Here is a 26,565-nt window from a genome sequence, read left to right on the forward strand (position 1 = left end):
ATTATAACGCAGGGTTTCACCCTGCCAATTATATCGTTGATACCTAGGGCGATGCCCTAGGCTATTATAACGCAGGGTTTCACCCTGCCAATTATATCGTTGATACCTAGGGCGATGCCCTAGGCTATTATAATGCAGGGTTTCACCCTGCAAAGTACATATGTAAGCCATTCAGGCTGAAAGCCTGAGTTATAAAAGCCTAGGGCATCGCCCTAGGTGCATGCGACGATATGATTTGCAGGGTGAAGCCCTGCGTTATAGTATTTTAAAGTCTAATTATTTAAGCGAGGGTTTCTCTTTTTCATGATTATAGCATATGTATCGAGTAATGCTCTTTTTATTTCATCTAATATAACTTGTTGAGACAAATTGGCATAAAAGGGAGGTTTTTTTTTAAAAAAAAAGAAGAAAATAATAGGAGCAGCTAGTGAATCACATAATTCTTTTTTGATAAGTTGCTCGTTGCCCATATTAATATTTTTTATAAGAGATTCAAAATGTGTTATAAAAATATTGCATTCAAATGTATATTTTAAAAATAACTGAAGTATGCCATCAAATAAATTTATTTCTTTACCTGTGTTGGTGAGAAACTCTTGATTCCACTTTTCCCATATAGACTCTAATCCATCAATTGTAAAAAGTTGTGATGATTCGGGCGCTAATTTATCATGCTGAATAGATGGAGTGCTTGTGCTGGCTAGAGCCCTATTCGCAACGCTTGTGATATTAGAATCTGAAGAGCTAGTAGATGCGCTACTACTAGAACTAGATGCTGCATCATAAAAAGGATTATTGGATGAGCCTATTATACTTGAAGGAGATGATGACATAGTTACTCTGTTTTATTATAAAATGAAGTGATAATTAAATTATTATATTGCATCCTTTAAAAAGGATGACAAATCAGGCAGTACTTCTTGATCATGAAATTCTGCCTGATTTGTACCCACATCCCTAAGACAGAGGGAACTTGAGTGCATAGGGATTTTTTCTTATGTTAAGCAGGATATATTTTTCATAAGATATTGAATTCCTGATGCAACTTAGCGCTATGATCCTGTTTTCTTTATTTGAATCTTGTAGTTTCTTTCTTATACAATGTTCTATGTGAAGCTTGTCTTTATTTGCTATGCACTTAGACATATAGGTTGTTAGGGTTTCATTAAAAAATTCAAAGAAAACGGAGATAGCAGCACTCCCTGATATGTAACTAGAGAATGGACGAAGATTTTCATTCGGAGTATAGTTTTCTTGTATAAGAGTTACAAAATACTTTTTGAAGGCATCGCAGCTAAATGCGATTTCTAAAAAGGATGTAAAATCATCGCTATATGAACCCATTGTTTTACCTGCTGCTTGGCGAGAAAATTCATTATCCCACTCAGCCAATATACCCATTAAGCCTTCTTTTGTAAAAGGGTGCAATAGTGTGGGTTTTGGTTCAGAACGCGATGCAGATGATGTAGATGGAGTTAAAGCTGCGCTTGCAGCAGCTTGAACAGAGGAATCTAGGGTAGAAGAACTGCTAGAGCTAGTAGATGCGCTACTGCTAGAACTAGATGCTGCATCATAAAAAGGATTATTGGATGAGCCTATTATACTTGAAGGGGATGATGACATAGTTACTCCTGTTTTTTTTTATTATTATAAAATGAGGTTTGTAAAAACAGGGTCATTATAAGCTATAATTGGTGTTTATTGCAACATACGCGCAATTTACATGGCAAAAAATTAAATCCCCAATGTGTTTGAGGTTAATAGTGATGGTGTATCTTTCCCTCATCATGGCGCTGTTTAAAACGCTCTTCAATGGATTTGCTAAATTCTGTATGTGTAGGTGCTTCTTCAAGGGAACCTGAGGCAATTTTTTCTAGATAGTTGTTACTAACTTTTTTCTTTTTATCTTTTTTGATATTGTTTTTATTGGTTTTCATAAGCTTCTCCTCGTGTTGCCCATTCTCATATTCTGGAATTAAAAATTTTATTTGTCAAGCGGCTATTTTTTTCTTGCAATGGATTATAATTCGATGTAATATGAATAAATATTCATAAACGAGTGCATTTATGTCGGAAAAACAAAAAACAGAAGCAAGGCAAAAAGCAATTAAAGAGCTCATCCAAAAAGAAGTTGTATCTGATCAAAGAGCCCTTGTCGAGCTTCTGGAAAAGAACTACTCAATAGAGACAAATCAGGCAGTAGTCTCTAGGGATTTGCGCAAGTTGGGTGTTGTAAAAAAGCAGGTAGGTAGTGCTTTGCTTTATGAGCTTCCCTCAGTGCATGTAGATCAGGAGCTTTTGAAGCTTGCAATTACAGATATTCAACACAACGAAGTCATGATCGTCATTGATACAGGTCCAGGGCTTGCTGCATGTGTTGGGGAGTACTTAGATAAATGTAGTGATCTAGATATTTTAGGCTGTCTTTCAGGAGAAAATGTAGTTTTTGTAGTCCCTCGGTCCATTCATAATATAGCCAAAGTATTTGAAGATCTTTGTGAGCAGATGTTTTTTAAAAGAAAGGAATTTTAAGATGAATAAGAAAATTGTTTTGTTTTTGTGTATGGCCTTCTTGCTTTTGTTTTGCGGATGCTCTCAGAAGAAAAATGAACAAACTTTGCTCGTTGGAACAAATACAGAATTTCCTCCTTTTTCATTTAGAGAGAAGGGCGAAATTGTAGGTTTTGATATCGATGTTGTAAAAGAAGTTGTAAAAAGAATGCAGCGTGAAATTGTTTTCAAAGATATGCCCTTTGATGCATTGATTGCAGAGCTTAACTTAGGTCATGTTGATCTTATTGCAGCTGGTATGACTGCCACTCCTGAAAGAGCAAAGCGCGTATCTTTTAGCAAAGAGTACTTTCAAGGTGATCCTTTGGTTATTGTTGTTTTAGATTATAAAAAAAATAAGCAAACACTTACTCTTGAAGATTTTCTTGGAAAGAGAATTGTTGTTAATGAAGGGTTTACAGCAGACGTTTTTATGACATCTAAGGTAGGGTATGATATAATCCGTCTGCCTACTGTTGCAGATGGATTTATGGCTGTAAAAAGTGGAAGAGCTGATGCCTTTATAACAGCTGCTAGTACCGTAAAATCTTTTACCGATACACAGGATGCGTCTCAATTTCAATTGTTTCCTATCGATGGAACAAATGAAAATACAGCTTTAGTTGTTGCAAAAGATAATTTAGAGCTGCTTAAGAAGGTGCAAGCTGCACTAGATTCAATGGAAGCGGATGGAACGCTTTTGAAATTTAAAGAGAAGTGGAAGTTATCGTGATTGATTTTGATTTAATTTGGGAGTCTGTTCCAGCGCTTTTGCATGGAGCCTTAATGAGTTTGTTGATTGCATCTATTGCGACAATAATTGGTGTAAGTCTTGGAACTGTAATAGGTTTTGCTGAAAATGTAAAAGTAAAGATTGTGCACATGTTAACTACAGCGTATGTCACGTTGTTTAGAGGCACACCGATGCTTGTGCAGATTCTTTTTGTTTACTATGTGTTGCCCCAATTTGGGGTTACGATTGCGCCCTTTTGGTCGGCAAGCCTTGCAATAGGTCTGAATAGCGCAGCCTACATTAGTCAAGTTGTACGCTCTGGTATTAATGCAGTGCCAAAGGGGCAAGTGGAAGCAGCTCACACGCTTGGCTTTGGACCCTTTACAACGATTCGCCTTATTGTGTTTCCACAGGCACTGCGTGTTTCCTTGCCATCTCTTGGTAATGAACTTGTCACTTTGATAAAGGATTCTAGCTTAGCGTCTATTATTGGTGTTATGGAACTCTCAAAAGAGGCTTCTATTATTCGTAGTAGAACGTATGATGCATTTTCGATTCTCTTAGCTGTTGCATTGATTTATCTTGCACTGACAGCTACAGCTTCGTTTTTTATGAAAAAATTTGAGAGGGCATTGAAAGTTGATGTTTAAAGTAGAAAATTTATCTAAAAGTATTGGTGGAAAGAAGATTTTGTCTAATATTACCTTTGAAGTAGATCATGGGCAGATCGCCGTATTTTTGGGTGGGTCTGGAGTGGGTAAGTCAACTCTTTTGCGCGTACTTAACCATTTAGAAACTTATGATAGTGGCTCATTTTCATTAGATAATGTTCTTTTGAATCTAGCCCAGGTGAATAAAGAGCATATCATGGGAATGGTGTTTCAGAGTTTTAACTTATTTGAGCACTTAAGTGTAGAGGAAAATATCATTCTTGCTTTAGTTAAATTAAAAGAAAAAAGTCCTCAAGAAGCCTCATTGATAACGCAAGGATTGCTTGAGCGTTATGGTCTGGATCATAAAGCAAAATCGAGTGTTCATAAGCTCTCTGGTGGACAAAAGCAGCGTGTTGCCATTGCAAGAACAGTTGCATTAAACCCTAAGATCATCTGTTTTGATGAGCCTACTTCTGCGCTTGACCCTCGTCTAACAAAGCAAGTTGCAAAATATATAGAAGAGCTTGCAGCACAAGGTAGAATTGTATTGCTTGCAACACATGACATAAATTTAATACGATACTTTCCTTGCACATTATTTTTAATGCAAGAGGGTAGTATCGTAGAAAGTGTATCCAATTCTGAGTATCATGCTGAGCCTTCTAAATATCCAAAGCTTTGTGCTTTTCTTAATTAATACTCTATTTGTGCGTGATTTGAGGGCCCCTGCAGTTGATGACGGGGCAGCTAAGCGCTTGGAAGTCGATTGTATTAAAACAGGTGTGAGCTGTTGCAATGATAATACAATTAGCTTGTTTTATTGATGAGTCAAGATCGAGTGCGCTGCGCAGAAGGGTTTCTTGAACGGTAACGGAGGGTATGAAGGGATCATAATATTCCACAAGTGCCCCTTGTTCAAGAAGAAGGCGTGCTATTTCAAGGGGAGGGGATTCTCGATAATCACTTACATCCCTTTTGTAGGCCATACCAAGGATTAAAATTCGACTTTTTGCAAGTGATTTTCCCAGTTCTTTTAATTTACGCTCAGCTTTGGAAACCCAGTAAGAAGGCATTTGAGAGTTAATCTTATGAGCAAGAGAGATAAATTCTGTATCACAATTAAATTGATGAATCTTCCAAGATAAATATAGGGGGTCAATAGGGATGCAGTGGCCACCAACACCTGGTCCTGGATCAAACTTCATGAAGCCGAAGGGTTTTGTGCTTGCTGCATTGATGAGCTCCCAAATGTCTAACCCGAGCAGATCGCAGTGTTTCATCATTTCATTGATGAAGGCTATATTGACAGCACGAAATGAGTTTTCTAAGATTTTAGTCATTTCAGCCGCTTCTACACTAGAGACACAAATGACTGTTTTGAAAGCAGCAGAATAGAGGGTTTTTCCTAGTTCTAAGCACTTTGGAGTTATACCGCCGATTATTTTTGGTGTATTAAATGAAGTCCAATCGTGTCTGCCTGGATCAATTCTTTCAGGAGAAAAGCAAATCCAAATATCACGATCTATATTTAGATTCTTTTTCGAAAAAATAGGGACAACGATCTCTCTTGTAGTTCCTGGGTAGACAGTGCTTTCTAAAACAATCAGCATATCATTATGAGCAAAGGTTGCAATTTGTTCTGCTGCACTAGTGATGTAGGATAGATCAGGTTCTTTTTTGTCATCTAGAGGCGTTGGAACACAGATGATGACAACATCACAATCTTTGATCTTTGCAAACGTAGATGCAGCGCTTAGGTAGCCTTTAGCTTCTAGGTTTTGAAGAGAGCTGGAAGTAACATCTTCTGAATTTGAAATGCCATCATTAATAGCTTTTACTTTATTTGTATCATTATCGAGGCCAACAACATGAAAGCCGGCATTTGCAAATGTGACTGCAAGGGTTAATCCTACATGGCCAAGTCCTACAACACAGATGCGTGCGGACTTGTCCATAATACGATCTTTTAAAGTGTTCATATTTTTTTACTAATAAAGTCTTCAAGTTTGATAAGATCTTTACTGAAGTTACGAATACCCTCCGAAAGCTTTTCAACGGCCATTTGGTTGTTGTTAAAAAGGTAGTGGAATTTGCCCTCATCAAATGTGATGCGCTCAATTTTTGCATTTTTTGCCTTTTCTGGATCGAGCTTTCGAGGAACATCGCCTTCTGTAGATTGTAGTTCTTCTAAAAACTTAGGGGCTATGGTAAGTAGGTCGCAGCCTGCAAGTTCTAATATTTCAGCGCTACTTCTAAAACTTGCTCCCATTACTTGAGTTTTGTACCCAAATTTTTTATAATAGCCGTAAATAATGGCAACGGAATGAACCCCTGGATCCTGGTCGGCAGGAATAGTTGTTTTTCCCTCGTTTTTGAGATGCCAGTCTAGAATACGTCCAACAAAAGGAGAAATTAAGGTAGCACCTGCCTCAGCTGCAGCAACGGCTTGTTCTAAGCTAAACATAAGTGTCATATTGCAATGTATGCCCTCTTTTTCCAAAACTTCTGCTGCTCGAATACCCTCCCAAGTGGATGCAAGCTTGATTAATATGCGCTCACGTTTAATTCCAAGGGATTCATAAAGATTAATTAAAAACCTTGCTCGATCGATGCTTTTTTTAGTGTCGTAAGATAGTCTTGCATCTACTTCTGTAGAGACCCTGCCAGAGACAATTTTTAAAATTTCTGAGCCAAACTCAACGCTTAACTTATCCAGAATAAGGCGCAAAGTTTCTTCTGAAGATTTAGCAGTACTTGTTCCCCACTTAATGGCTTCTTTTACAAGATACTCATATTGCGGTAATTGGGCTGCAGCATAGATTAAAGAAGGGTTTGTAGTGGCATCGGTGGGTTTATATTGCTTTATCGAATTGATATCCCCTGTATCGGATACTACGACAGTGTATTTTCGAAGTTGTTCTAGTTTATTAGACATAAGTTGCACCTTTCATGAATTCAATTAGGATAATCCCAATACTATCAAATTAATTCTTGATGTGCAACGATTATTTACAATCGTTTAATGGTTCGGTGCGAAAAGCGATTTCTATCTTTTTGTCACCAATAGTGAGATCCATCACAGAGCTAAGGCGTGTTAAAAGTAACCTGTATGGTACTTTAATATGATGAGGGCCTACATCGATTGCAACTTGTGTATTACCTAAAATTTCTTCGGAGTGATGAATTTGTAGGCAAAGAGCCTCAAATTTTTTGAGCTGGCGGGTGATTTCTTGGCTAAAGCCATATTTTTTTTCGCAGGAACAGCAGCTTAAAAAGTAGGGGAACTCCTCTTCTGACCATACTGAAAAAACGACAGGATGGGAGCATACAACACAATTAAATGTAAGATGAGGGCCTTTCTGCATTACAAATGTCCTGAGTAAAAATGGAGTATTGGTAGCAGATTGTAACAGAAGGTTAGTTTGCAATAAACAACAAAAATACGTTTAATGGGAGTGAGAATTATTGCTTATAAGAGCAATTGCAGCAATTGCTACAATAACACCAATACCAGCTGCAATTGTTGCTCCAGAGATGCCACTTTGTTGGCCTGCATAAGCTGCTTGTGGTCTTCGATTATTTTGTTGAGAGAATGCTTGAGTAGAAAAAGTCATCAAGGAGACAAGAGCGAAAATGGTTGCTAGTTTTTTCATTTGTTAAGTCCTCCAGGTATTGATAGGGTCTCTTGGGTTTGTATATGTATACATACCATCTTTATTGCAGAAGATCTTATTAAAGTGCAAACAATTAAAGTGCAAACACAAAATTTGCGATCTTAAATCTAGAAATTAGGATAGCGCCTTCTTAGAAGGCGCTAAAAGTGATTTAATGAGCGTGAGCTCCGCTACCTTCTGGAGCAAGTAGAATAACAGCAATTGCTGCTGCAACGCCAACTCCTGCTGCAATCCAAGCATATGAGACACCGCTTTGCTGGCCCGCATAAGCAGCTTGTGGTCTTCTGTTGTTCTGTTGAGTTGAAGCAGTTGAGCTAAAGGATATTAGCAGGGCTGCTGCAAAAATGGCAGTTAGTTTTTTCATGTGTTCAAGTCCTCCTCTTACGTTATATTAATTTTGTTAAATTCGAACATCGATCCAAACATTGATGTCGAGTCTTAATCTAATCCTAAACTTAAGTGATACAAAAAAACGGAATTATACGCAAATATTTAATTTATTCAATGTAAAAATTTAGGCACCCTTAATGAGGTAGGGTCTTGAGAAAAATGAAGGTTTACGAGCCCATTCTTTGGCAAAGCCTGCAGGAGGAAATTCTCCAAAATAACCGCCTTCTAGCCTAAAAGAACATGTTTTGGATGCAAGTAGAGAGGATATGATAAGTTGAGTGTAGGTAGAGGGTAACAACAAGCGCTGTCCTCCAGAAAATCTACGGGCAAGAAACGTATAGATTTGTTCATCGATTCTTAATGCAACAGTTGCAAATAAAGAGTTGTTTGGTACTTCTGGAATCGATCCGATAAATACGTTGAGGTAACTGTTAACGGAGTAACTATCTCTAATTACTTCAAATTCTATACCACAAAATAACTCTTCAGGATAGGCGTAGACCCTTTGAGAATTGTACTGAGATTCTACGGTAGTTATCTCATGATGTTTCCAAAGCTGGCGCTGACTAGAGCATGCAGAAAACAGCAAACAAATTAAAATAAGTTTTAATCGGTTAAGAGTTCCCATTATCTGCATTGATTGCGTGAGAGTGATTGTTAAAACTTGTAAAAGCAAGTACGACCAAAATAGCGGCAATACCAATACCTGTAGCAAGCATTGCAGGAGAGAGTGCGCTATTTTCTCCAGAGCGCGGTGCTGCAGGAAAATTTGGGGATGGCGGGATAGGCCAAGGCATTGACTCATCAACAACAGCATGTAGCGGTAGAGTACAAGTAATTAAAAAGCAGATCAGTAGGGAAATTTTTTTCATTTTTTAGAAGTCTTTTTGGCTTTTTTTATAGAAGGCATTTCTCCGTGAAAATCAATCCAAATAGGTGAGCTCCACGCCATGTTTTTATCTTCTTGATAAACTCTGATATAATAGTAAGCAAAAGGCAATTTGCCCTCACCACCATCGAGGACCACGGACTTTAAGTCATCAAGATCGTCATAAGTGAAGTCTAACGAGGCATCTCCATTGCAAGAAAAAGTTTTTATGATGTCGCCATTTCGGATAAGTTCAACTTTTTGAAGAGGAGCTGTGCCTGCAACGTATCCAGAGATATGCCTGTTGATGACAAGTCCTGGTTTTGCCTTTGTATCAAGCTCGCTTCCCATAGGAGAGCCAATAATATAGAAACCTACGATAATTCTCTTGCCAGTAGTGGCATAGCAGGATCTGTTATACAAAGCTTCAAATAGAGAGTCTCTTGTATGAGCCTTTGCAATGATTGCAGTAAGGCCTGGGCTATATTGAACTTGATCACTTTCATAGAGCGTACTAAAGAAATCTCGATCATCAAGGCCGCCTGCAACAAATCCAAAGCGGCAATTGTGTTGAAGCGCAAGTTGAATAGAGCCTTCTTTTGATTCATGAGCGGATTTTTTTGTAGCTCCTGTTATTGGGCGTAAATTGCCCTCATCTTTTGAGCATTCAGAAGAACCCCAAGCATTGTAAATTTCTACAACTCTTTCATATTCGGGATTAAAATCTTGAAAGTTAAAGGAAGTGGGCGAGCCCATTGTAAAACTAGGTATTGATAATAGTTCTTTAGGAGAAAAAGTTTTATAAACCTTTTTTAGTGTAGTTGTTTTTGCATCTTTTTGACGTAAGATAGGTTTGTTATCTTTAAGATAGAGAAAATGTCTTAGGCCTTCAGAATGATTTTCTCCACGCCATTGTAGGCCAGGAAATGTTGAGAACCTCTCATCTTCATTAAATTCTGCTATGTGCTGTGAGAGGAATTTCCACATCTCATTGGATGTTTCTTCAGCAGAGTCGAAACAAGATGTTGCGAAGAAGTTGAGAGCTTTTTCATCACGAAAATGTCTCAAACAGCTTTCGATTCCTTCCGTTGAATCAACGCGCTCAGATTCCCCATGTAATAGGCCCCAAAAGAGGTTTTTTTGAGAATCTATGAAACATTTAATGGGAGATGAGAAAAATATTTCTCCGGTTTTTAGGTTTCTAAGGCGGATTTTGTAGACGCCAGGATCATTGAAATAGAGATTAGGAAGAGTTACGAAGCCAGTTTCTGGTATGAACAATCTCCAATTGAGATTTTCTCTCAAATGTTCGTGACTTAGGTCTATAAGTGTATCTGGATGGGTATTATTGGTTAAATTGCCATAGCAATCTTCAAAGCGAACAATCACATCAAAGCGTTTATTTTTAACGACGAACGAGGGAGTGATGATTTGGATTGTACTTAGTTTGTTACCACGAATATCCATAGAAAAAACTTCAGGATCTTCATATTTACTATCACCTTTGGGGGCTATGTAGAGAAGGAAAGATTTTCTCCTTTGAGTATGCGTTTGCGATTTATTGCCCTTGACTTTTGCATCCACATTAACTTTAGCAGGTGCACCTATGTGAATCGTAATGGAGTTTCCAGCTTTTAGTTCAGAGGGAAGTGTAAATTCAAATTGAGGCACAACAGAGTCTGGTGTTTCAACTTCTTTTGCGGCAATGGGTTTTCCTTCTTGTATATAAGCGTAAATAACGTTTTCAGAGGCTTTTAAGTCGGAGCTAGGAACTTGCCAATCAATTAGGCGCCCATGACTTTGCATGTCGAACTTAAGCTTGGCTCCTTTAGAAAGAGTTGTAGCCGTTGTGTAGACAAATTTCCAATTGCCAATTTCGCCCGCTAGGGCAACGTGAGGCTCACATAAACAGATAGCTCTTCGCATGGATTTACTCTTAAGATTAACATAATTGAACGCTGCATTATAGCGCTCTTGGGGATTTTATTTAAAGAGCATATTCAATAGCGCGTTTTTCTCTGATAACAACTACTTTAATTTTCCCAGGATAACTTAGATTTGCTTCAATTTTTTTTGCAACATCTCTTGCAAGAAGAGTGAGGCCTTCATCGTCAATGTCATCTGGTTGAACAATGATACGCATTTCTTTTCCAGCTTGCATGGCATAAGCTTTTTCCACGCCAGGAATTGCATGTGCAATTTCTTCAAGCTTTTGCAGTCGTTTAACGTAGTGTTCAATTGCTTCAATGCGAGCACCAGGTCTTGCTGCTGATAGAGCATCTGCTGCAGAGCAAAGAGATGCCTCTATACTTGTGGGTTGCATCTCTTGGTGATGAGAGCCAATACCATTGGCAACTTGTTCACTTTCTCCATACTTTAGGGCAAAATCATGACCAATAATTGCATGAGAACCCTCTACTTCATGAGATACAGCCTTTCCAATGTCATGTAAAAGGCCAATTCGTTTTGCAGCACTTACATCAAGCTTTAACTCCGCAGCCATAATTCCCATTAGATGAGCAACCTCTAAAGAATGTTCTAGCACGTTCTGGCCATAGCTATAGCGAAATTTTAATTTCCCAAGTAATTTGATTAATTCTGGATGTAGGTCAATAGTGCCAGCTTTTAAAGCAGCATCTTCGCCATAATTTTTTATTTGTTTAGTAACACTATCTTTTGCCCTTGTAACAGCCTCTTCAATACGAGTAGGGTGTATTCTTCCGTCTAAAACGAGTTCGTTTAAGGCAAGCTTTGCGATATGTTTACGAATAGGATCAAATCCAGAAAGAATCACAGCGCCAGGAGTTTCATCAATAATAAAGTTAATGCCTGTTGCAAGCTCTAGAGCTCTAATGTTTCTGCCTTCTTTGCCAATAATGCGTCCCTTTAACTCTTCACTTGGAAGAGAAACTGTAGAGATGGTAGCGTCTGATACAACAGAAGAAGATATTCTATTGATGGCTGTAGAAATAATTTTTGTAGCTTCTTGTTCTGCATTTTCGTAAATTTCGCTCACATGACGCTTTGCAAAAAGAGAGGCTTCAATACGAACTTCATTAGAAATGCGCTCGATAAGAAGGGCTTTTGCATCTGTTGAAGAGAGGTTGGATGCGCGTTCTAGCTCTTGAATTAAACGTTGCTGGCCTTCTTGGATGGATTTTTTTTCTTCATCAATACGCTCTTTTCTTGCTGCAATAATAGCCTCTCGCTTGTCGATATCAGATAGTTTTTTTTCGACAAGGTTCATGCGTGTTTCTAGCTTATCTTCTCTTTGTTTTAATCTTTCTTCTTCTTTAACAAGCTTTTGCTTTGCATTTTGAATGGTTTTTTCAGCTTCTCTTTCACTTTCCAATTCTTTTTGTTTTAATGAAAGTTTCGTTGTGTGTTTGATCCTTTCAGCATCGGCTTCTGCTTTTTGCAGTAAATCATTTGCAATGTGTTTGTAGCTGCCAATACGCATTCGATGAAATGCCCATGTGCCAAAGACACCTGTAAAAGCACCTGCAATGAATATCCAAAGATAAAAAATTGTTATTTCATCCAAAATGATTCCCATATTAACGTCTAAAATGAATATTTGGGTTTTTTGTTATGCGCACTTTATCTACTGAACGGTCGGATGAGCTTAAAACTTCAATTTCAAAGTCGTCCTGATAGATATGAAAACCTTTTTGTGGGATCAATCCTGCCTTGTGGTAAATATAGCCGCCAATTGTGTCGTAATCTCCATCTTGTGGTATGTTGATATCAAAGTTTTCTTCGATGTCAAGTATACTCATTCGGGCATCTACAATCCAATCATTTGCTGCTTGTTCAGTGTAGAGAATAACTTCTTCTTCGTCATACTCATCAGCAATATCACCTACGATCTCCTCTAAGATATCTTCAATGGAAACAATGCCCTCGGTGCCCCCATATTCATCTACAACAATTGCAAGATGCATTTGTTTATTTCTAAATTCTTGTAATAAATGGGATACAAGACGCGTTTCTGGTGTATAAAAAACAGGCTTAATAAGAGTTTCAATAGGTAAGTCTAGATGAGTTTCTGAAAGTTCTCCTGCTTGACATTTAACATAGTACGTTAAAATATCTTTGTACATGAGGATGCCTGCAATGGAATCTATCGTATCTTTGTAGACGGGAATCCTGCTATAACCCTCTTGTAGGAGGCGCTCTGCTGCGGACTTAATGCTTAAAGAGGAGGGTAGAGAAAAAACATTGACCCTTGGTACCATTACTTCCCGTACAATACGATCTTTAAAGTTCAAGACGGCTTCTATGAGCTTTTTGTTATGTATGCCGATTGCAGCTGTGATATCTGCGTTTTCTAGCATGTCTATGATACTTTCTGTGACCTGTATTGTAGATCCATGAAGTCCTTCCAGAGAAATTGCTTTTGAAAATTTTTTTGGTAACTTTAGAAAGAGGTATGTAATTGGAAAAGTAATAAAAAGAGAGAAAGAAGATATAGCTGCAGACAGCTTTAGAGCTTTGTATGGAAAAAGAGAGGAATAAATCCGAGGGACAAATTCACCAAACAAGAGGGTTGCAAGAGAGGATATGAATAAAACAAGCCAGCCAATAAACCAATTTTCATGCTGAGGGGAAAAGGAGAGTGTTGAATCAAGTAAAAAGTAGGCTATAAGGCTTGCGCTTGCTATAAAAAGTAGGAGGTATCTTGCAATGAGGGCTACAAAAAATAGGGAATAAAACTCATTTTTTTTCACAACAAGTGCATGAAAAGAGCGATAGAAGAAGATATGGCCTATTTCATTAAGAAAGAGGGTACTCTTTTGTTCCCTCAAAGTACGAAGGCTGTTGTAGGTGCATGTGAGCGCAAAACTACCGAGTAGTGAGCAAAGAAAAAGAATGAGCATATATAAATTTAAAGTGATATTCTACTTGGCTGTTAAGTAGACACTATGCGCCTTCAAATGGTCAAGATGAATTTTTTCTGCTGCACGCATTTTTTTTATATCGGCCTCATTGATGTCATCATAACCAAGTAAATGTAGAAGACCATGAACAAGGTACAAAGTAAGTTCTTCATAGACGTCCTTGCTATCAAGACTTACGTAATCAAGTGCAGCTTTGGGGCTGATGAAGATGTCGCCTAGGATTAGATATTCGCTTTCATCATCTTCTGTGTCCATAGGAAAGGAGATGCAATCGGTAGGGGAAGGATCATCGAAGAATTCTTCGTGCAGCTTGCAGATTTCTTCTTCCCCTACAAAGTAGATATTTACTTCGTCGTACTTTTTGTTGCAAAATTCTAGTAGCAAGCAGCTTACAACTTTTTGTACACTTGTAGAACTAATTGCAAGGCTGCTTTGCTGATTAAAAACTTGTACGTTGAGAGGCACGAAAGCTTAAGATTATGGAGCAACAGGCGTTTTTGGAAGACCTGTAACCTTAACATTAACTCCATCTTGCCATCTGCCCAGATCTCTTAAGACAGCAACGCGCTCAAAACGTTTTAACACATTGCGTTTCTTTGCAACTTTACTTGATTTGCCATAGCTTGTATGTCTTGACATAATAAACCTTGAATAACGTGATTATTTAATTTTTGGAATGAAGACAGCCAGAGGTCCTTCTACAGAGCTTGCATTAGCATGCGCCTTGTAGCCCAAAGGAAGGTTGTCTTTTAATGATCCAGTTTTTGTTGAAGAGAGGTTCGGTCTTCTGGGTGACTTACTGCGTCTTTCTTGCTGTTTGCTGATACGTACCATAATTTGAATGCTCCAAGAACTCGTAAAAATTGGCCCTAATATAGAGAATTCACATTAATGAGACAAGTAGTTTTTATGTTTAATATTTTGTAGGAAAAAGAACGGGTTTTAAATCGATAAAACAGCCATCTGAATCGTAGGCGGATACATAAACATTATGCCCCTTTAAATCTACGAGAGTAAGCATGCGTACGCAAGCTGGAGGAAGTTGGTCGTACCTAATAGATGTTACAAAGGCATGGTAGGCGTTAATGGTTTTTTTATTGTTAAAGAAAGCAAGAGAAGTTTCGTTAAAGAGGATTTCGCGATTTTTTGCATTAATGATGATTGTTCTTGCTCTTATGCCTTGCTTATGAAGTCGTTCATTGAGAAAGTAGGCTGATTCTCCTATATCTTTGACCGTGTAGATTGGGTTTGAAAAATAAGAGTCTTCCATGCAATCTTTTTGCAAAGAATAGATTTTGGAGATAAGAAAGAGTGTTGTTAGGAATATAGCTACTAATTTCATGATACCAGCACAGTGTTACAGTTTTTATTCATTTAAATTTTTAAATATACAAACTGGTTTTTTTTCGCAAGGTGTTTTTTGCAGTATTAACTTGTGTGTGCTTGTGGTTTTTTCTTTATTTTTATAACTATTTTCATGTACAATTGACTTTTAAATAAATTAGAACGTTTAAAAAGAGTTTGAAGCCAATATGTCCGCAATTTCTAGTAGTACACAAACGTCCAATATTCAAAAGTTTTTCCTGGAGGAAGAGGAGCCACTGACACATAAACCATGGAAAGAGCTCTATAAGCGAGCTCAATGCTACTGCCCCTATTTTTTAATGGTTGCAGTGGAAACAAAAGATGATAAAACAGTGTTACTTGATGGAGTCAGCTTTTATAAGCGATGTAATGATCCACGTGGATGCAGGAGTTTAAATGCATTTCTCCGAATTCTTACTAATGATGAGAAGATTAAAAGAATTTATTATCTTGGCGTGTCCTGCTTTGAACTTATGATAAATGATTCGAAAGAAACAATAATTAGAAATTTAACTTTAGAAGAAGTTGCATATATAGAGTTTCCAGAATCCTTTAAGGATCAAGAAGGAAGGGACTTAACTTCGATAGTAAAAGATGCTCTTAATTATCATTACATGGAAGAGGCTATAGTGAATGATAACAAAGTAAGGCAGGGTTTATTTGGACGATGTCAGTTTATAGTCGGCACAGCCTTAAATGCCCAGGAAAAGGGGCTAGGAAATCATTGGATAGCTTCAGGAAAGAGATGGATACATGAAGAGCCAGAGTTAATGGATGTTGATGAACCATCTAATACAAAAACAAATTGAACATGACTTAAGGTACTGCATTCGATAAATGTGTTTGAAATCATGGTAGTTAGGATGCTATAATACTGTGATCATTTAGTAGTGAGAGGCTAATATCTGGGAGCTGCTGCTTTACGCACGTAAGGCTTGCTTGTAAGGCCATATTGAGCTTCAGGTGCCACAGGATCGGGTAGATTCAAGCGAACACAAACACCAAATCCATAGGTGCCCTTTACACGATAATAGCTTAGTGCATTATCTACTGCTGTTTCTATTTCTTTATCTGTAAAATCTCTGCCCCATGGTATTAGTCGATTTTCGTCATATTCATTTAACCATTTTTCATGATGCATGATAATAACAGGAACATCTATGCCTTCACACTGTACGCATTCTTGCATTCTTCTTGTTTGCAGCGCATATAGCCTTCTATTATCTAATGAGGTTAAGTTATTGTCGGGCATTTGAATGAGTGTAATCTTTCGATTGCGTATCCACCCTTCACTATCTATCACGTTATGAAACTCATGAATACTTGTTTTTTTATCACTCATTAGGTTGCTTACACTCATTTGTGAAAATCTAACAACTGTAAAATCTCTTACTTTAAAACAGGTTTTTACAATGCCTTTAGGGTGATGGAGATAAAAGCGATCTAAATCTACTTTGTAGATTACTTTTGGAGAAGGAATATTCTTAACAAGTGATAATGAAGTAGAAGAATTAGAAAGCATTAGTAGGGCACCTACAGCTTCTTTTTCTTTAGCAGAAGTTCCTGCTTCATCTAGTGGAGCAGAAGAACAGGACGGCATCGAGCTTAAACTATTCTGTGCAATTGATTGGAGGGCTTTTGCTGCATGGGTTATATTCTCAGAATTTTTTTCCTGAGCGACAGCTTTGGCAAAGAGTTCTTTAATTTCTTCAGGAGAGCTTTCGAGTTCAGCTAATGAATTAGTGACCTCTTGCGTATCTACTTGGCTTATTGCTTGGCTATGTAAAAATGATCCCATTATTGTTAATTGAGGGCGAGAACTAACTTTGCAACTACTAGACATGATAATACCTTAAATTAACTTAATAAATAACGGGGAATATTATATTAAATCGATATTATTTGTAATTACATATTAACTAAAACAATCGTTTTTATTATAACTATATAATAGTTGTGGTTTTTATTTATATACAAACAAGTTCAGGAATTGGCTTGTGTATATTAGTTGTTAATGACCTTATCTTCAGTATTTTTGGCAAATAAAGAATGGAAGAGGAGAGGTTTATTCAGCAGATAATGCGTACGTTGTAGCCCATCTCTTGATAGATTTTAAGCTTTTCTTGTGAAAGAGCATGTCTTTCTTTTGAAGTCATATCCATAAGTTCATAGATAATTTGAAAAGGATCTGCAAGATTATTTGTTTTGGAAGATAAATTTAAAAGAATAGATGCCTGATTTACATTTTTTGGAAAAGTAGTAATTACAACAGGCTCATTGCATTCAGAATCACTGATGCAGTGGGGAAGAAAGCTCTCTTCTGGTATACGCCATAAAAGCTCATCGATAAATTCTGCCGCTTTTTGGTCTTGCACAAGGATTAAAAGTTTTTCTTTTTTTGTAAAACAAGTTTTAGCTATATTGCAGACAGCTGTAAGTTTATTTGCATTTGTTGTAACTGTTGTAAAAATAAAGTTTGTATCTTTCATGAACGGGGCATTTCTGTTTCTTTGCCAACAACACCGCAAGAGATGATGTATTTGAGAGCATCTTCTACCTTCATATCGATGAAGACAACTTCTTCTGTTTTAAACATGAGCAGATAGCCAGAAGTTGGGTTGGGAGTTGTTGGGACATATATGGTAATTAAATCTCGATTAAGGGCTTTTTTGCATATGTCAAGTCCATCACCCGTTACAAGCCCTAATGTGTAAGAATCTTTGTTTGGAAAGGGGACAAGAGCTACTTGTTTAAAAGATTTAGCCGAGGAGTGAAAAAGTGTTCGAATAATTTCTTGAAGAGCTTTGTAAAGGGAATTAATAAAGGGTATTCGTAGCAGAATAAAGTCACTAAAGCGAATTAATGCATGAATAAAAAACATGCGTGCACAAAACCCAATTAAAACAACTAAAGAAAAAAGGATAATGATAATTAAAACTTGACTTACGTATTCTAAAAGGGTATCTCCGCTTGATATGTTAAAATGGCTGAGCGCTGACCTTGCAATGCCCATAAAGGGTTCTGTAAGAAAATTGATGATGAAAATGATAATGGCAATTGTTACTGCTAAGGGAAGTAAGATAACAAGACCTGTTATAAAAGACTTTTTCATTTCTTAGACCTTTTTTCTTTTCTGGAGCGCTTATTTTGATTATTTAATGCAAGCGCCCATTTACTCTCGAGTGTAATAAAGTCAAGATGGGTCACTACAACTTCGATTTTTTTGCCGCAGGAATACTCTTTTCCAGTTCTAGATCCGCGAAGTATAAGTCGATCTTCATCATAAACGAAATAGTCATCTTCAAGCTCTGAAATATGTAAAAAGCTATCCATCATAAGGTCTGTGATATCAAAAATAAGACCCATATTTTTGATGCGGGTTACAACAGCTTGATATTTGCGTGTTGGATCTTCTTCGTAGAGTTTTTTTAGATAGCGCAGTTTCTTTAAGAGGGTTGTGGATTGCTCTGCCTTAGCGCTTATCCTTTCTTGCTCAGAGCAGCCATGACAAGTCATAGAAAGACTTTCTAATTCATGTGTATCCCCGCACACAATACGGTGGACAACCAAGTCGACGTAGCGTCGAATGGGGCTTGTAAAATGACAATAGTACTCAAGGCTCAGTCCATAGTGTCCTCCATTGGTTGGAGAGTAGTAGGCAAGTTTCATGCTTCTAATAAAACTTGTTGCTAGTTGGGTTGCATAAATTGTACTTGCTGCCTTGTCGAATAGTTTTTGAAAGTCGTGTGTCGTGGGTTTTGAGGGCAAATGAAAGCCAAATGCTCTTGCAAGAGTTGCAAATTCTTTTAAACTTTCTTCTGCGGGTTGGTCATGAACTCTGTAGGTAAGTTTTTCACCTTTTTCGGAAAGATAGGTTGCAACAGTTTCATTGGCCTTGAGCATAAACTCTTCTACTAACTGGTGTGTGATATCATATTCGATACGCTCAAATCCTGTAGGATCGCCTTTTTCATCAATTTTTATGATAACTTCGGGCAGTGAGAACTCGATACTTCCCCTTTCATAGCGTTTTTTCTTTAGTAGGTGGCAAAGCTCTACCATAAGTTGTAGGGTAGGTGCAAACTTGCTTTTGGTTTTACCATCGAGAACTTGTTTTGCTTGCTTATAAGTAAAGCGTTTAGAACTTTTAATGACACTTCGAAAGATCTTGTAATGAAGAAGATCTCCTTGAGGATCAAAGCTCATCATAACGGAAAGAGTGAGCCTATTGACATGCGCTTTTAAGCTGCAAAGTTCAGAAGAGAGTTCATGGGGTAGCATAGGCAAGCAAAAGCCTGGAAAATAAGTTGAATTGCAGCGAAGTTTGGCTTCATTATCGAGGGCAGTTCCAGGTTTTACATAGTGTGAGACATCAGCAATATGAACGCCTAGGTGATAGTTTCCATTTTCATCTCTATTCAAAGAAAGTGCATCATCAAAGTCTTTTGCAGTGTCTGGATCTATTGTAAAGCATTCTAATGAGCGCAAATCTGTTCTTGATTTTATATCTTTTGCTGATACTTTACTGCCAAATAATTTAGCTTCTTGAACGACAGTGCTTGGAAAATCGGAGCGCAAGTCAAATTCTTCAATGGATGCTCTAACATCACAAGATGGATCGGATATGTGGCCGATGTAGTGAGACATTTCGCAGTGTGTTGCACTATTTTCTGATCCCCAATCAAGAACTTTCATAATAAGTCTATCGCCTATTTGAAGCTCTCTTTCATCGATGGGGGTAACTGTTACTTTTTTTGAAGCTCCAAAAAGAGGTACATGAACTAAAACTTCTCCCTTTTCACTGATATGCCATACGGTTCCAGCAATGTGTGTACGGCTTCTTTTGAGTATAGAAAAAACTTTTCCCTCGGGTCCTTTTTCCGATTTTGATTCTTCATTGATAAGGACTTCTACAGAATCGCCATCTACTGCATTTTTTGTAAGGTGTTTGGGTATAAAGATGTCTTCTGAAAATTGTATGGGATCATCGGGCTGTAGAAAGCCAAAGCCGCGCGGATGCATACGAAGAATTCCCGTGACAATTTTGGCATCTGATGCACAGAGAAGATACCTTTTTTCTTTTAAGGTGATTTTTCCCTCTCTTATAAGAGTATTTAGTGCTTTGTGGAATAAATCATGGTGAACAGGAGGAACGCTCAGTCTTTCACTGAGCTCCTCTTGATAGAGAGGTTTATAACTTCTTCCACCTAAAAATTGGCAAATAAGAGTTAAATAATTTTGAAAAATTTTTACAGATTTTTTGGATTTCGCGGTACTATTTTTAGGCATATCTCACTAAGTTTTTGATTATACCCTCATCATAGCAGAGATTATTCATAGAATTAAAGAGGGAAAATTTGGTATCTTGTAACTCCTAAAACTTAAAAGAGATAATAGGCATTATGGAACGATCTTGTTTTGATCACATAAACATCGAAAAAAAATGGCAACACTACTGGAAAGAGAATAAGACGTTTAAGGTGGATGTTGATTCTAGCAAGCCTAAATATTATATTTTAGACATGTTCCCCTATCCATCGGGGGCAGGTCTTCATGTGGGACATGTTGTGGGTTATACAGCAACAGATATTGTGGCGCGCTATAAAAGGCAAAAAGGTTTTAATGTCTTGCATCCTATGGGATGGGATAGTTTTGGTCTTCCTGCAGAGCAATATGCAATAAGAACAGGAACACATCCTGCAATTACTACAAAAACTAATATTGATACATACAGGCGCCAGTTGCAATCTCTTGGGTTTAGTTATGATTGGGATAGAGAAGTTGCAACAAGTGATGCAAGTTACTACAAATGGACACAGTGGATTTTTTCTATACTTTATCAGCAAGGTTTGGCTTATGAGGCTGAGTTGTTGGTCAATTATTGTCCGGCTCTTGGCACTGCTCTTTCTAATGAGGAAATTGAAAATGGACGATCTAAAGATGGGGGGCATTTAGTTGAAAGAAGACCTTTAAGACAGTGGGTTTTAAAAATTACAGCTTATGCAGAGCGTCTTCTTGAAGATCTAGATGAGTTGGATTGGCCAGAGGGTTTAAAGCGTCTGCAAAGAAATTGGATTGGAAAAAGCCAAGGGGCCTCTATTACTTTTAAGGAAAATATAACAAAAGCCCCTATTCAAGTATTTACAACACGGCCCGATACGTTATTTGGAGCTACATATATGGTGCTTGCTCCGGAGCACCCTCTTCTTGAAAGCATTGTAAGCAAAGAGTATAAAGCAGCAGTTACTGCATATCAAAAGATGTGCGCAAGTAAGAGTGATTTGGAAAGAACAGAGCTTGCAAAAGAGAAAAGTGGGGTATTCACAGGAGCATATGTAAAAAATGTGGTTACTGGTAGAGATATGCCTATCTGGATTTCTGATTATGTGCTCATGAGCTATGGAACGGGCGCTATTATGGCAGTGCCTGCGCATGATGAGCGTGATTTTGCTTTTGCAAAGCAGTATGGCCTTCCTATTCAACCTGTTATTGAGCCTATTTCAGAGGATTTGACAAAAGAAGATAAGATGCAAATCTTAATGGGAAATTTGTGTTGGCAAAAAGAGGGTACGCTTTGTAATAGTGCATCTTCCGAAATCTCTTTGAATGGTCTTGATATCGACTCAGCAAAGACGTGTATGATACGCTACTTAGAAGAAAAAGGACTTGGAAAATACACTGTAAGCTACAAATTGCGCGACTGGCTTTTTTCTCGCCAGCGCTACTGGGGAGAGCCATTTCCTATTTTACATTTTGAAGATGGAACAAAAAGAGTCTTAGATGTCGATGAATTACCCCTTTGCCCTCCTCAAGTACATGATTATAAACCCAGCTTGGATGGTAAAAGTCCTCTTTCAAAAGAGACTTCTTGGATAGAACTTTTTGATGTAAAAACAGGAAAAAAAGCTTTTCGTGAGTCCAACGTTATGCCTCAGTGGGCAGGATCTTGTTGGTACTATTTGCGTTTTTGTGATCCGCATAATGAAAATGAAGCATGGAGCCATGTATCTGAGCAGTACTGGATGCCTGTAGATCTTTATGTAGGAGGAGCAGAGCATGCGGTCTTGCATCTTCTCTATGCGCGTTTTTGGCACAAAGTTCTCTTCGATACAAAATGTGTAACGACAAAAGAGCCTTTTAAAGCACTCAGAAACCAAGGTCTTTTGATATCTAGGTCTTATCAAAGAGAGGGCGGCGCTTATGTTGAACCAGAAGATGTCATAGAAAGAGATGGCAAGTATTATCATAAAAAGACTCAAGAAGAATTGCGTAGCCAGCTAGAGAAGATGTCTAAGTCGAAATTAAATGGCATTACGCCCGATGAGATCATTGAAGAATTTGGGGCAGATGCTTTAAGAATCTATGAAATGTTTATGGGCCCATTAGAAAAAGAGAAAATATGGAATACGGATGCTGTCAATGGTGCTAAGCGTTTTTTGACAAGGTTTCACGATATGGCCTTTTCTGAAAAAGTAAGAGATTCAAGTTCTATTGCAGCAAGTAAATTAGGGCATAGACTTATTTATGGAGTATCTTCAGATATTGAAGCTCTACAGTTTAATACGGCCATTTCCAAGATGATGGAATTTATCAATGAATTTACAAAGCTTGAGTTGTATCCAAAAGAGATTGTTTTAATGGCAACGCAGGTACTTGCACCCTTTGCACCCCACCTTGCAGAAGAAATCTGGCATCATTTTGGAAAAAAGGAAAGTATTGCCTTTGTGCCTATCCCAGAAGTGGATGTAAACATGCTTTATGATGATACGGCTACTTACGTTGTGCAGGTAAATGGTAGGCTTAGAGGGCGCTTTGAATTGCCAAAAAATCAAAGCGAAGAAGAAATATTAGAGCTTGCAAAAAAACATCCTCATATTAGTAAATATTTAACCGAAGAGATAAAAAAAGTTATTTTTATCCCTGGAAAGCTTCTTAATCTAGTAATCTGAAAGTATAAACCTGAGTTTTGAGTTATGTTTTTTTCTGTTGTGTATACAATTGCTTTGCATCTTTTTGCTCTCTTGATGATTCCTTCATTTCTTTATGGACGCATACGTTATAGAAAGTATCAAAAGAGCTTTTCTTGTAGAATGGGTAAGCATTTTCCACAGATTGACAAGCAGGGACGCTTTTTAATATGGGTTCATGCGGTATCTGTAGGAGAGACTAGCGCAGTTGCACCTCTTGTCAAGAAGATGAAAAAAAGCCTTCCAGACGCTATCATCGTATTTTCTAATATCACAGAAACAGGTCATGATGAGGCTCTAAAATCGATAAAAGAAGCAGATTATCATCTCTTTTTACCCTTTGATCTACCCTATATCATAAGGCCTATCGTACAGCAGGTAAAGCCAGATCTTGTCATTCTTACAGAAACAGATTTTTGGTTTCATTTTCAAGATGCAGCAAAGGATTGTGGTGCAAAAATTGTTGTCGTCAATGGAAAAATTTCAAGGCGCTCTTTAAAGAGATATCGCATGCTGCCCTGGTTTACAGCGCCTTTGTTTCAGTCTCTTGATCTTGTTTGCGTGCAAAGTGAAGCTTACAGAAAGCGTTTTATTAATTTGGCAATACCACCGGATCATTTGATAGTAACGGGTAATTTAAAACTAGATGACACTTATGCTGAGGCTTCAAAAGAGGAACTTGCAAGCTGGAAAGAAAAGCTTGGAATAGAGCAAAATGATAAAATTCTTGTTATTGGTTCTAGCCATGACCCTGAAGAGAAACTTTTATTGAGTCAGCTAAAAAAAGTTTGGAAAAAAATGCCAGAGCTTAAAGTGTTTTTGGTGCCAAGACACCCAGAGCGCTGCAGGGCAGTAGAAGCTATTTTAAGAAAACAAAAAGTTTCTTTTGCCCTTTGGAGCAGAGAAGAAAAATTTGATAAGATGACACATCTTCTTCTTGTTGATGCAATGGGGGTATTAAGAAAGCTTTATCAGCTAGGAGACCTTGCAATTGTTGCTGGTAGCTACACTTCAAGGATAGGGGGACACAATCTTTTAGAGCCCTCTTGGTATGGAAAACCTGTTATTTATGGCCCCTATGTTTATGCTCAAAAAAACTTGAATGAGCTTTTAAAACAGAAGGGAGCAAGTACTCAAGTGCCCATTGATGCGCTTGCAGACACGATTGTGCACCTTTTCTCTGATAAGGAGTTGATGGATAGAATGGGTCGGCACGGAAAAGAAATTTTTGAGGAAGCCAAAGGTGCAACTGACAAAACGTGGGAAGAAATCAGGCAGATTCTTCCTTAACCGCTGCGTACTCGCAACCGCGAAAGACTAGAAAAAGAAGGTTCTAGTCTAAAAGGTTTATTTACCCTTAAGCTTTTGGATCTTTTCATTATCCTGTTTTATTAACGCGATTAGCCTTTTGCCTCTAGACTCGGTAGAAGTAGAAATGGAAATAGGAACAGTCTCTCTAAAAATTTGAATTTTTATTTTTTCATCGGATTCGGATACAGTAGGATTTTGAGCCTTTTTTAGTTCTTTACGTGTGGCAATGGCTTTAGCAAGAGTCTCGTTAAATATTCTTTCTGTTTCGGCTTTAAGATCTGCTTGTACGGCCTTTAAGATATCTAATTGTTGTAAGTTTGGATTTTCATTTTGTTTTGTTGTTATACGCTGCAAAATAATATCTTCTGGAGTCTTTCCACGTATCCTAGAGGAAGTTTCTTCTTTTAGCTCTAACAATTCACTATATGCAATCACAAGAGCTTCTTCTAATTTTTGATTTTCTTCTTGCTTGTTTTTTTGTAGCCGTGCTTGTTCTACAGTTGTGTCATGTTTAAATCGAGGTTCCTGTATTGTTGGTGCTGAGCGTGGTCTTGGGGGTTGTATTGGCGTTGGTTGAGTTATTGGCTTGGGCGGGGTAGATTCGGGTGAAGCTTCTACTTTATTTTGTGACTTTCTAGTAGCAGCCTGTTTCTTCGCATCAGCAGCTACTTCTTGTGCTCTTGTTTTTTCATTAATTTTTTGTAGTTCTTTAAGTTGATCTATAGGGTTTTTATCTATAAGGACCTTTGCTATTTTGTCTTGTTGTGTAGGATTTTTTGTTAACGTATCTTGAAGGTAATTTTTTTTAAGTATTTCTAATTCATCTTCAAATGTTTTAGTTGTTAATTCTAAGAGTTTTATTTGTTCTTCTGGGGGCTTCTTTAAGACCTGACTAGATAATTGCTGGCGGATGCTTTCTTTTGCTTTGGGGGGATTGAATCCTTTTGTGATATAAGTAGCTTCTTGCAGTGTGAGTTGTGCTTTTGTTGCCTTATCTAAAGTGTGTTCTAAATCCTGTTCGAGTTTATTTTTTGTATCTATTTTTTTCTGTATTGCTAGTGTATCTTGTTTAAGTGTTTCTAGCTCCTCTTCAAATTTTTTAGCAGTTGACTCTAAAAATTCTATTTGTTTTTCTGGAGGTTCTCTTTGAGCGGTTGCAAGTAGCTGTGCGCGTATTTTTGGAGTGCTTTTTTGTTCAGAAGGAGAGATGGAATGCGAGAGGATACGCTCTTTTTGCAATGCCTGTTGCGCATTTGTTGCTTTAGTTAGAGCTTGACGTTTTTGAAAATCAGAGGTAGCTACGAGTATCTTTGAGGCTATTGCTACTTTATGAGGGGATGTTTCATTAAATTTTTGAACAGCTAAGATATATGTATTTTTTAGCTCAGGATCTTCACTATTTGAAACTTGTTGTTGTACGTTTTCCAGCATTTGTTTTGCTTGTGTTAGGTCTGGAGTTTTAGTTTTATTCTCTGCTGGAGAAAAAAAAGCTTTGATTTTTCCTAAGAATCCTTTGCATTTTGTATCTGTTGGGGCTAAATCAGTTCGAAGCCATACTGTTTTGCCGCTTGCAATATTGGATAAGTTACCTTGTAATTCCGCATCCGACCATTGAGGAGTGGAGGGAGTGGATGCATGATGAATATTTGACATAAGAGCAGTCTTCTTTTAAATTTAAGTATATAAATTCATATTTAAAATATTTATTTAAAAAAAGCAAGGTGAATTTTATATGAATTTTATATGAGGAATTTTGCTTAATGAAAAAGATTTGCGTGTATGCTGTATATAAAAGCATTGTAGTAGATGTTTTTCTTGAGTGCTATAACCCAGGCTTTCAGCCTGGAGATTGAACTTTGATTGCACCTATGGCGATGCCATAGGCTTTTATAACGCAGGGCTTCACCCTGCAAATCACATTCTGGATCTTACCTGGGGCGATGCCCCAGGCTTTTATAGGTCAGGCTTTCAGCCTGAATATTACTTACAATCATGTCTGTGTTTTCAGCCTGAATATTACTTACAATCATGTCTGTGTTCTCAGGGCGAATGCCCTGGAATATAAAAGCCTGGGGCAACGCCCTAGGATATGCCCATAAACATTTTGCAGGGTGAAGCCCTGCGTTATTGTCAGATCCAAGCATATAGGTTAC

29 protein-coding genes are annotated in these 26,565 nt (G+C 37.7%); 7 read left to right on the plus strand and 22 right to left on the minus strand.

Annotated features, from left to right (window positions below; translation table 11 throughout):
- Positions 1 to 272: 272 nt before the first annotated feature.
- From P4L16_07040 to P4L16_07050, 3 genes are all read right to left on the minus strand, one after another.
- Positions 273 to 833, minus strand: coding sequence for a hypothetical protein (locus P4L16_07040; GenBank protein ID MDR3624874.1), 561 nt, complete (start codon positions 831 to 833; stop codon positions 273 to 275).
- A gap of 124 nt (positions 834 to 957) precedes the next feature.
- Positions 958 to 1,623, minus strand: coding sequence for a hypothetical protein (locus P4L16_07045; GenBank protein MDR3624875.1), 666 nt, complete (start codon positions 1,621 to 1,623; stop codon positions 958 to 960).
- Between the two features lie 134 nt (positions 1,624 to 1,757).
- Positions 1,758 to 1,937 (minus strand): hypothetical protein, encoded by a 180-nt coding sequence (locus tag P4L16_07050; protein ID MDR3624876.1) that lies wholly within the window; start codon positions 1,935 to 1,937, stop codon positions 1,758 to 1,760.
- 130 nt (positions 1,938 to 2,067) lie between these two features.
- Between P4L16_07050 and P4L16_07055 the strand changes: the two genes are divergently transcribed.
- The 4 genes from P4L16_07055 to P4L16_07070 are packed head-to-tail and all read left to right on the plus strand — an operon-like array spanning position 2,068 to position 4,633.
- The gene (locus P4L16_07055; GenBank protein ID MDR3624877.1) at positions 2,068 to 2,532 is read left to right on the plus strand and encodes a hypothetical protein; all 465 of its coding nucleotides are present in this window, start codon (positions 2,068 to 2,070) and stop codon (positions 2,530 to 2,532) included.
- A gap of 1 nt (position 2,533) precedes the next feature.
- Positions 2,534 to 3,283 carry an ABC transporter substrate-binding protein gene (locus tag P4L16_07060; protein ID MDR3624878.1) on the plus strand — a complete coding sequence of 250 codons (750 nt, stop codon included), beginning with the start codon at positions 2,534 to 2,536 and terminating at the stop codon, positions 3,281 to 3,283.
- Entirely contained in the window at positions 3,280 to 3,933 is a 654-nt protein-coding gene (locus P4L16_07065; GenBank protein ID MDR3624879.1) for an amino acid ABC transporter permease, read from the plus strand. The genes P4L16_07060 and P4L16_07065 overlap by 4 nt, the downstream gene beginning before the upstream one ends.
- On the plus strand, positions 3,926 to 4,633 hold the full coding sequence (locus P4L16_07070; GenBank protein ID MDR3624880.1) for an ATP-binding cassette domain-containing protein: 708 nt from the start codon (positions 3,926 to 3,928) through the stop codon (positions 4,631 to 4,633). The genes P4L16_07065 and P4L16_07070 overlap by 8 nt, the downstream gene beginning before the upstream one ends.
- A gap of 4 nt (positions 4,634 to 4,637) precedes the next feature.
- Here P4L16_07070 and P4L16_07075 read toward each other — a convergent pair whose 3' ends face one another.
- The 14 genes from P4L16_07075 to P4L16_07140 all read right to left on the minus strand — a co-directional run bounded on the left by P4L16_07075 (position 4,638) and on the right by P4L16_07140 (position 15,111).
- On the minus strand, positions 4,638 to 5,891 hold the full coding sequence (locus P4L16_07075) for a nucleotide sugar dehydrogenase (protein MDR3624881.1): 1,254 nt from the start codon (positions 5,889 to 5,891) through the stop codon (positions 4,638 to 4,640).
- Positions 5,892 to 5,911: 20 nt separating this feature from the next.
- Positions 5,912 to 6,871: a transaldolase gene (tal, locus tag P4L16_07080; GenBank protein MDR3624882.1), complete on the minus strand. Its 960-nt coding sequence runs from the start codon at positions 6,869 to 6,871 to the stop codon at positions 5,912 to 5,914.
- 70 nt (positions 6,872 to 6,941) lie between these two features.
- Complete coding sequence (locus P4L16_07085) at positions 6,942 to 7,301, minus strand: hypothetical protein (protein MDR3624883.1); 360 nt, start codon at positions 7,299 to 7,301, stop codon at positions 6,942 to 6,944.
- Positions 7,302 to 7,382: 81 nt separating this feature from the next.
- Entirely contained in the window at positions 7,383 to 7,589 is a 207-nt protein-coding gene (locus tag P4L16_07090; GenBank protein ID MDR3624884.1) for a hypothetical protein, read from the minus strand.
- A gap of 172 nt (positions 7,590 to 7,761) precedes the next feature.
- Positions 7,762 to 7,974: a hypothetical protein gene (locus P4L16_07095; protein MDR3624885.1), complete on the minus strand. Its 213-nt coding sequence runs from the start codon at positions 7,972 to 7,974 to the stop codon at positions 7,762 to 7,764.
- Positions 7,975 to 8,124: 150 nt separating this feature from the next.
- Positions 8,125 to 8,628 (minus strand): hypothetical protein, encoded by a 504-nt coding sequence (locus tag P4L16_07100; protein ID MDR3624886.1) that lies wholly within the window; start codon positions 8,626 to 8,628, stop codon positions 8,125 to 8,127.
- Positions 8,615 to 8,872, minus strand: coding sequence for a hypothetical protein (locus P4L16_07105; GenBank protein ID MDR3624887.1), 258 nt, complete (start codon positions 8,870 to 8,872; stop codon positions 8,615 to 8,617). Before P4L16_07105 ends, P4L16_07100 begins: the two co-directional genes overlap by 14 nt.
- Positions 8,869 to 10,794 carry a DUF3604 domain-containing protein gene (locus tag P4L16_07110; protein ID MDR3624888.1) on the minus strand — a complete coding sequence of 642 codons (1,926 nt, stop codon included), beginning with the start codon at positions 10,792 to 10,794 and terminating at the stop codon, positions 8,869 to 8,871. The genes P4L16_07105 and P4L16_07110 overlap by 4 nt, the downstream gene beginning before the upstream one ends.
- Positions 10,795 to 10,855: 61 nt before the next feature.
- A complete protein-coding gene (rny, locus tag P4L16_07115; GenBank protein ID MDR3624889.1) occupies positions 10,856 to 12,412 on the minus strand; it encodes a ribonuclease Y in 1,557 nt (518 codons plus the stop codon).
- A 13-nt stretch (positions 12,413 to 12,425) separates the two neighbouring features.
- Positions 12,426 to 13,748, minus strand: coding sequence for a hemolysin family protein (locus P4L16_07120; protein ID MDR3624890.1), 1,323 nt, complete (start codon positions 13,746 to 13,748; stop codon positions 12,426 to 12,428).
- Between the two features lie 21 nt (positions 13,749 to 13,769).
- Complete coding sequence (gene ybeY / locus P4L16_07125; GenBank protein MDR3624891.1) at positions 13,770 to 14,234, minus strand: rRNA maturation RNase YbeY; 465 nt, start codon at positions 14,232 to 14,234, stop codon at positions 13,770 to 13,772.
- Between the two features lie 12 nt (positions 14,235 to 14,246).
- Positions 14,247 to 14,408 carry a small basic protein gene (locus tag P4L16_07130; protein MDR3624892.1) on the minus strand — a complete coding sequence of 54 codons (162 nt, stop codon included), beginning with the start codon at positions 14,406 to 14,408 and terminating at the stop codon, positions 14,247 to 14,249.
- Between the two features lie 21 nt (positions 14,409 to 14,429).
- Positions 14,430 to 14,603 (minus strand): hypothetical protein, encoded by a 174-nt coding sequence (locus P4L16_07135; protein ID MDR3624893.1) that lies wholly within the window; start codon positions 14,601 to 14,603, stop codon positions 14,430 to 14,432.
- 79 nt (positions 14,604 to 14,682) lie between these two features.
- A complete protein-coding gene (locus P4L16_07140; protein MDR3624894.1) occupies positions 14,683 to 15,111 on the minus strand; it encodes a hypothetical protein in 429 nt (142 codons plus the stop codon).
- 190 nt (positions 15,112 to 15,301) lie between these two features.
- Between P4L16_07140 and P4L16_07145 the strand changes: the two genes are divergently transcribed.
- Positions 15,302 to 15,943 (plus strand): hypothetical protein, encoded by a 642-nt coding sequence (locus P4L16_07145; protein ID MDR3624895.1) that lies wholly within the window; start codon positions 15,302 to 15,304, stop codon positions 15,941 to 15,943.
- An 89-nt stretch (positions 15,944 to 16,032) separates the two neighbouring features.
- Here the strand turns inward: P4L16_07145 and P4L16_07150 are convergent, their stop codons facing one another.
- The 4 genes from P4L16_07150 to rnr all read right to left on the minus strand — a co-directional run bounded on the left by P4L16_07150 (position 16,033) and on the right by rnr (position 20,423).
- Positions 16,033 to 16,977, minus strand: a complete 945-nt coding sequence (locus P4L16_07150) for a hypothetical protein (GenBank protein ID MDR3624896.1) — start codon at positions 16,975 to 16,977, stop codon at positions 16,033 to 16,035.
- 226 nt (positions 16,978 to 17,203) lie between these two features.
- The gene (locus tag P4L16_07155; protein ID MDR3624897.1) at positions 17,204 to 17,623 is read right to left on the minus strand and encodes a DNA polymerase III subunit chi; all 420 of its coding nucleotides are present in this window, start codon (positions 17,621 to 17,623) and stop codon (positions 17,204 to 17,206) included.
- Entirely contained in the window at positions 17,620 to 18,246 is a 627-nt protein-coding gene (locus P4L16_07160; protein MDR3624898.1) for a DUF502 domain-containing protein, read from the minus strand. The genes P4L16_07155 and P4L16_07160 overlap by 4 nt, the downstream gene beginning before the upstream one ends.
- Entirely contained in the window at positions 18,243 to 20,423 is a 2,181-nt protein-coding gene (rnr, locus tag P4L16_07165) for a ribonuclease R (protein MDR3624899.1), read from the minus strand. Before rnr ends, P4L16_07160 begins: the two co-directional genes overlap by 4 nt.
- 113 nt (positions 20,424 to 20,536) lie before the next feature.
- Here rnr and leuS point away from each other — a divergent pair, with 113 nt between their 5' ends.
- Together leuS and P4L16_07175 are read left to right on the plus strand one after the other, a co-directional pair.
- Positions 20,537 to 23,083, plus strand: coding sequence for a leucine--tRNA ligase (leuS, locus tag P4L16_07170; GenBank protein ID MDR3624900.1), 2,547 nt, complete (start codon positions 20,537 to 20,539; stop codon positions 23,081 to 23,083).
- A 24-nt stretch (positions 23,084 to 23,107) separates the two neighbouring features.
- Entirely contained in the window at positions 23,108 to 24,391 is a 1,284-nt protein-coding gene (locus tag P4L16_07175; GenBank protein MDR3624901.1) for a 3-deoxy-D-manno-octulosonic acid transferase, read from the plus strand.
- 57 nt (positions 24,392 to 24,448) lie between these two features.
- Here P4L16_07175 and P4L16_07180 read toward each other — a convergent pair whose 3' ends face one another.
- Complete coding sequence (locus tag P4L16_07180; GenBank protein ID MDR3624902.1) at positions 24,449 to 26,065, minus strand: hypothetical protein; 1,617 nt, start codon at positions 26,063 to 26,065, stop codon at positions 24,449 to 24,451.
- Positions 26,066 to 26,565 lie beyond the last annotated feature (500 nt).

It is taken from the genome of Chlamydiales bacterium, from assembly GCA_031292375.1.
In the GTDB taxonomy this organism is placed as follows: Bacteria; Chlamydiota; Chlamydiia; order Chlamydiales; family VFKH01; genus JARLHF01.

Excerpts from the sequence above, each read along its gene's own strand:
- P4L16_07040 (MDR3624874.1), bottom strand. The coding sequence starts at position 833 with ATGTCATCATCTCCTTCAAGTATAATAGGCTCATCCAATAATCCTTTT.
- P4L16_07045 (MDR3624875.1), bottom strand. The coding sequence starts at position 1,623 with ATGTCATCATCCCCTTCAAGTATAATAGGCTCATCCAATAATCCTTTT.
- P4L16_07050 (MDR3624876.1), bottom strand. The coding sequence starts at position 1,937 with ATGAAAACCAATAAAAACAATATCAAAAAAGATAAAAAGAAAAAAGTT.
- P4L16_07055 (MDR3624877.1), top strand. The coding sequence starts at position 2,068 with ATGTCGGAAAAACAAAAAACAGAAGCAAGGCAAAAAGCAATTAAAGAG.
- P4L16_07060 (MDR3624878.1), top strand. The coding sequence starts at position 2,534 with ATGAATAAGAAAATTGTTTTGTTTTTGTGTATGGCCTTCTTGCTTTTG.
- P4L16_07070 (MDR3624880.1), top strand. The coding sequence starts at position 3,926 with ATGTTTAAAGTAGAAAATTTATCTAAAAGTATTGGTGGAAAGAAGATT.
- P4L16_07075 (MDR3624881.1), bottom strand. The coding sequence starts at position 5,891 with ATGGACAAGTCCGCACGCATCTGTGTTGTAGGACTTGGCCATGTAGGA.
- tal (MDR3624882.1), bottom strand. The coding sequence starts at position 6,871 with ATGTCTAATAAACTAGAACAACTTCGAAAATACACTGTCGTAGTATCC.
- P4L16_07085 (MDR3624883.1), bottom strand. The coding sequence starts at position 7,301 with ATGCAGAAAGGCCCTCATCTTACATTTAATTGTGTTGTATGCTCCCAT.
- P4L16_07090 (MDR3624884.1), bottom strand. The coding sequence starts at position 7,589 with ATGAAAAAACTAGCAACCATTTTCGCTCTTGTCTCCTTGATGACTTTT.
- P4L16_07095 (MDR3624885.1), bottom strand. The coding sequence starts at position 7,974 with ATGAAAAAACTAACTGCCATTTTTGCAGCAGCCCTGCTAATATCCTTT.
- P4L16_07100 (MDR3624886.1), bottom strand. The coding sequence starts at position 8,628 with ATGGGAACTCTTAACCGATTAAAACTTATTTTAATTTGTTTGCTGTTT.
- P4L16_07105 (MDR3624887.1), bottom strand. The coding sequence starts at position 8,872 with ATGAAAAAAATTTCCCTACTGATCTGCTTTTTAATTACTTGTACTCTA.
- P4L16_07110 (MDR3624888.1), bottom strand. The coding sequence starts at position 10,794 with ATGCGAAGAGCTATCTGTTTATGTGAGCCTCACGTTGCCCTAGCGGGC.
- P4L16_07120 (MDR3624890.1), bottom strand. The coding sequence starts at position 13,748 with ATGCTCATTCTTTTTCTTTGCTCACTACTCGGTAGTTTTGCGCTCACA.
- P4L16_07130 (MDR3624892.1), bottom strand. The coding sequence starts at position 14,408 with ATGTCAAGACATACAAGCTATGGCAAATCAAGTAAAGTTGCAAAGAAA.
- P4L16_07135 (MDR3624893.1), bottom strand. The coding sequence starts at position 14,603 with ATGGTACGTATCAGCAAACAGCAAGAAAGACGCAGTAAGTCACCCAGA.
- P4L16_07140 (MDR3624894.1), bottom strand. The coding sequence starts at position 15,111 with ATGAAATTAGTAGCTATATTCCTAACAACACTCTTTCTTATCTCCAAA.
- P4L16_07145 (MDR3624895.1), top strand. The coding sequence starts at position 15,302 with ATGTCCGCAATTTCTAGTAGTACACAAACGTCCAATATTCAAAAGTTT.
- P4L16_07150 (MDR3624896.1), bottom strand. The coding sequence starts at position 16,977 with ATGTCTAGTAGTTGCAAAGTTAGTTCTCGCCCTCAATTAACAATAATG.
- P4L16_07155 (MDR3624897.1), bottom strand. The coding sequence starts at position 17,623 with ATGAAAGATACAAACTTTATTTTTACAACAGTTACAACAAATGCAAAT.
- P4L16_07160 (MDR3624898.1), bottom strand. The coding sequence starts at position 18,246 with ATGAAAAAGTCTTTTATAACAGGTCTTGTTATCTTACTTCCCTTAGCA.
- rnr (MDR3624899.1), bottom strand. The coding sequence starts at position 20,423 with ATGCCTAAAAATAGTACCGCGAAATCCAAAAAATCTGTAAAAATTTTT.
- leuS (MDR3624900.1), top strand. The coding sequence starts at position 20,537 with ATGGAACGATCTTGTTTTGATCACATAAACATCGAAAAAAAATGGCAA.
- P4L16_07175 (MDR3624901.1), top strand. The coding sequence starts at position 23,108 with ATGTTTTTTTCTGTTGTGTATACAATTGCTTTGCATCTTTTTGCTCTC.
- P4L16_07180 (MDR3624902.1), bottom strand. The coding sequence starts at position 26,065 with ATGTCAAATATTCATCATGCATCCACTCCCTCCACTCCTCAATGGTCG.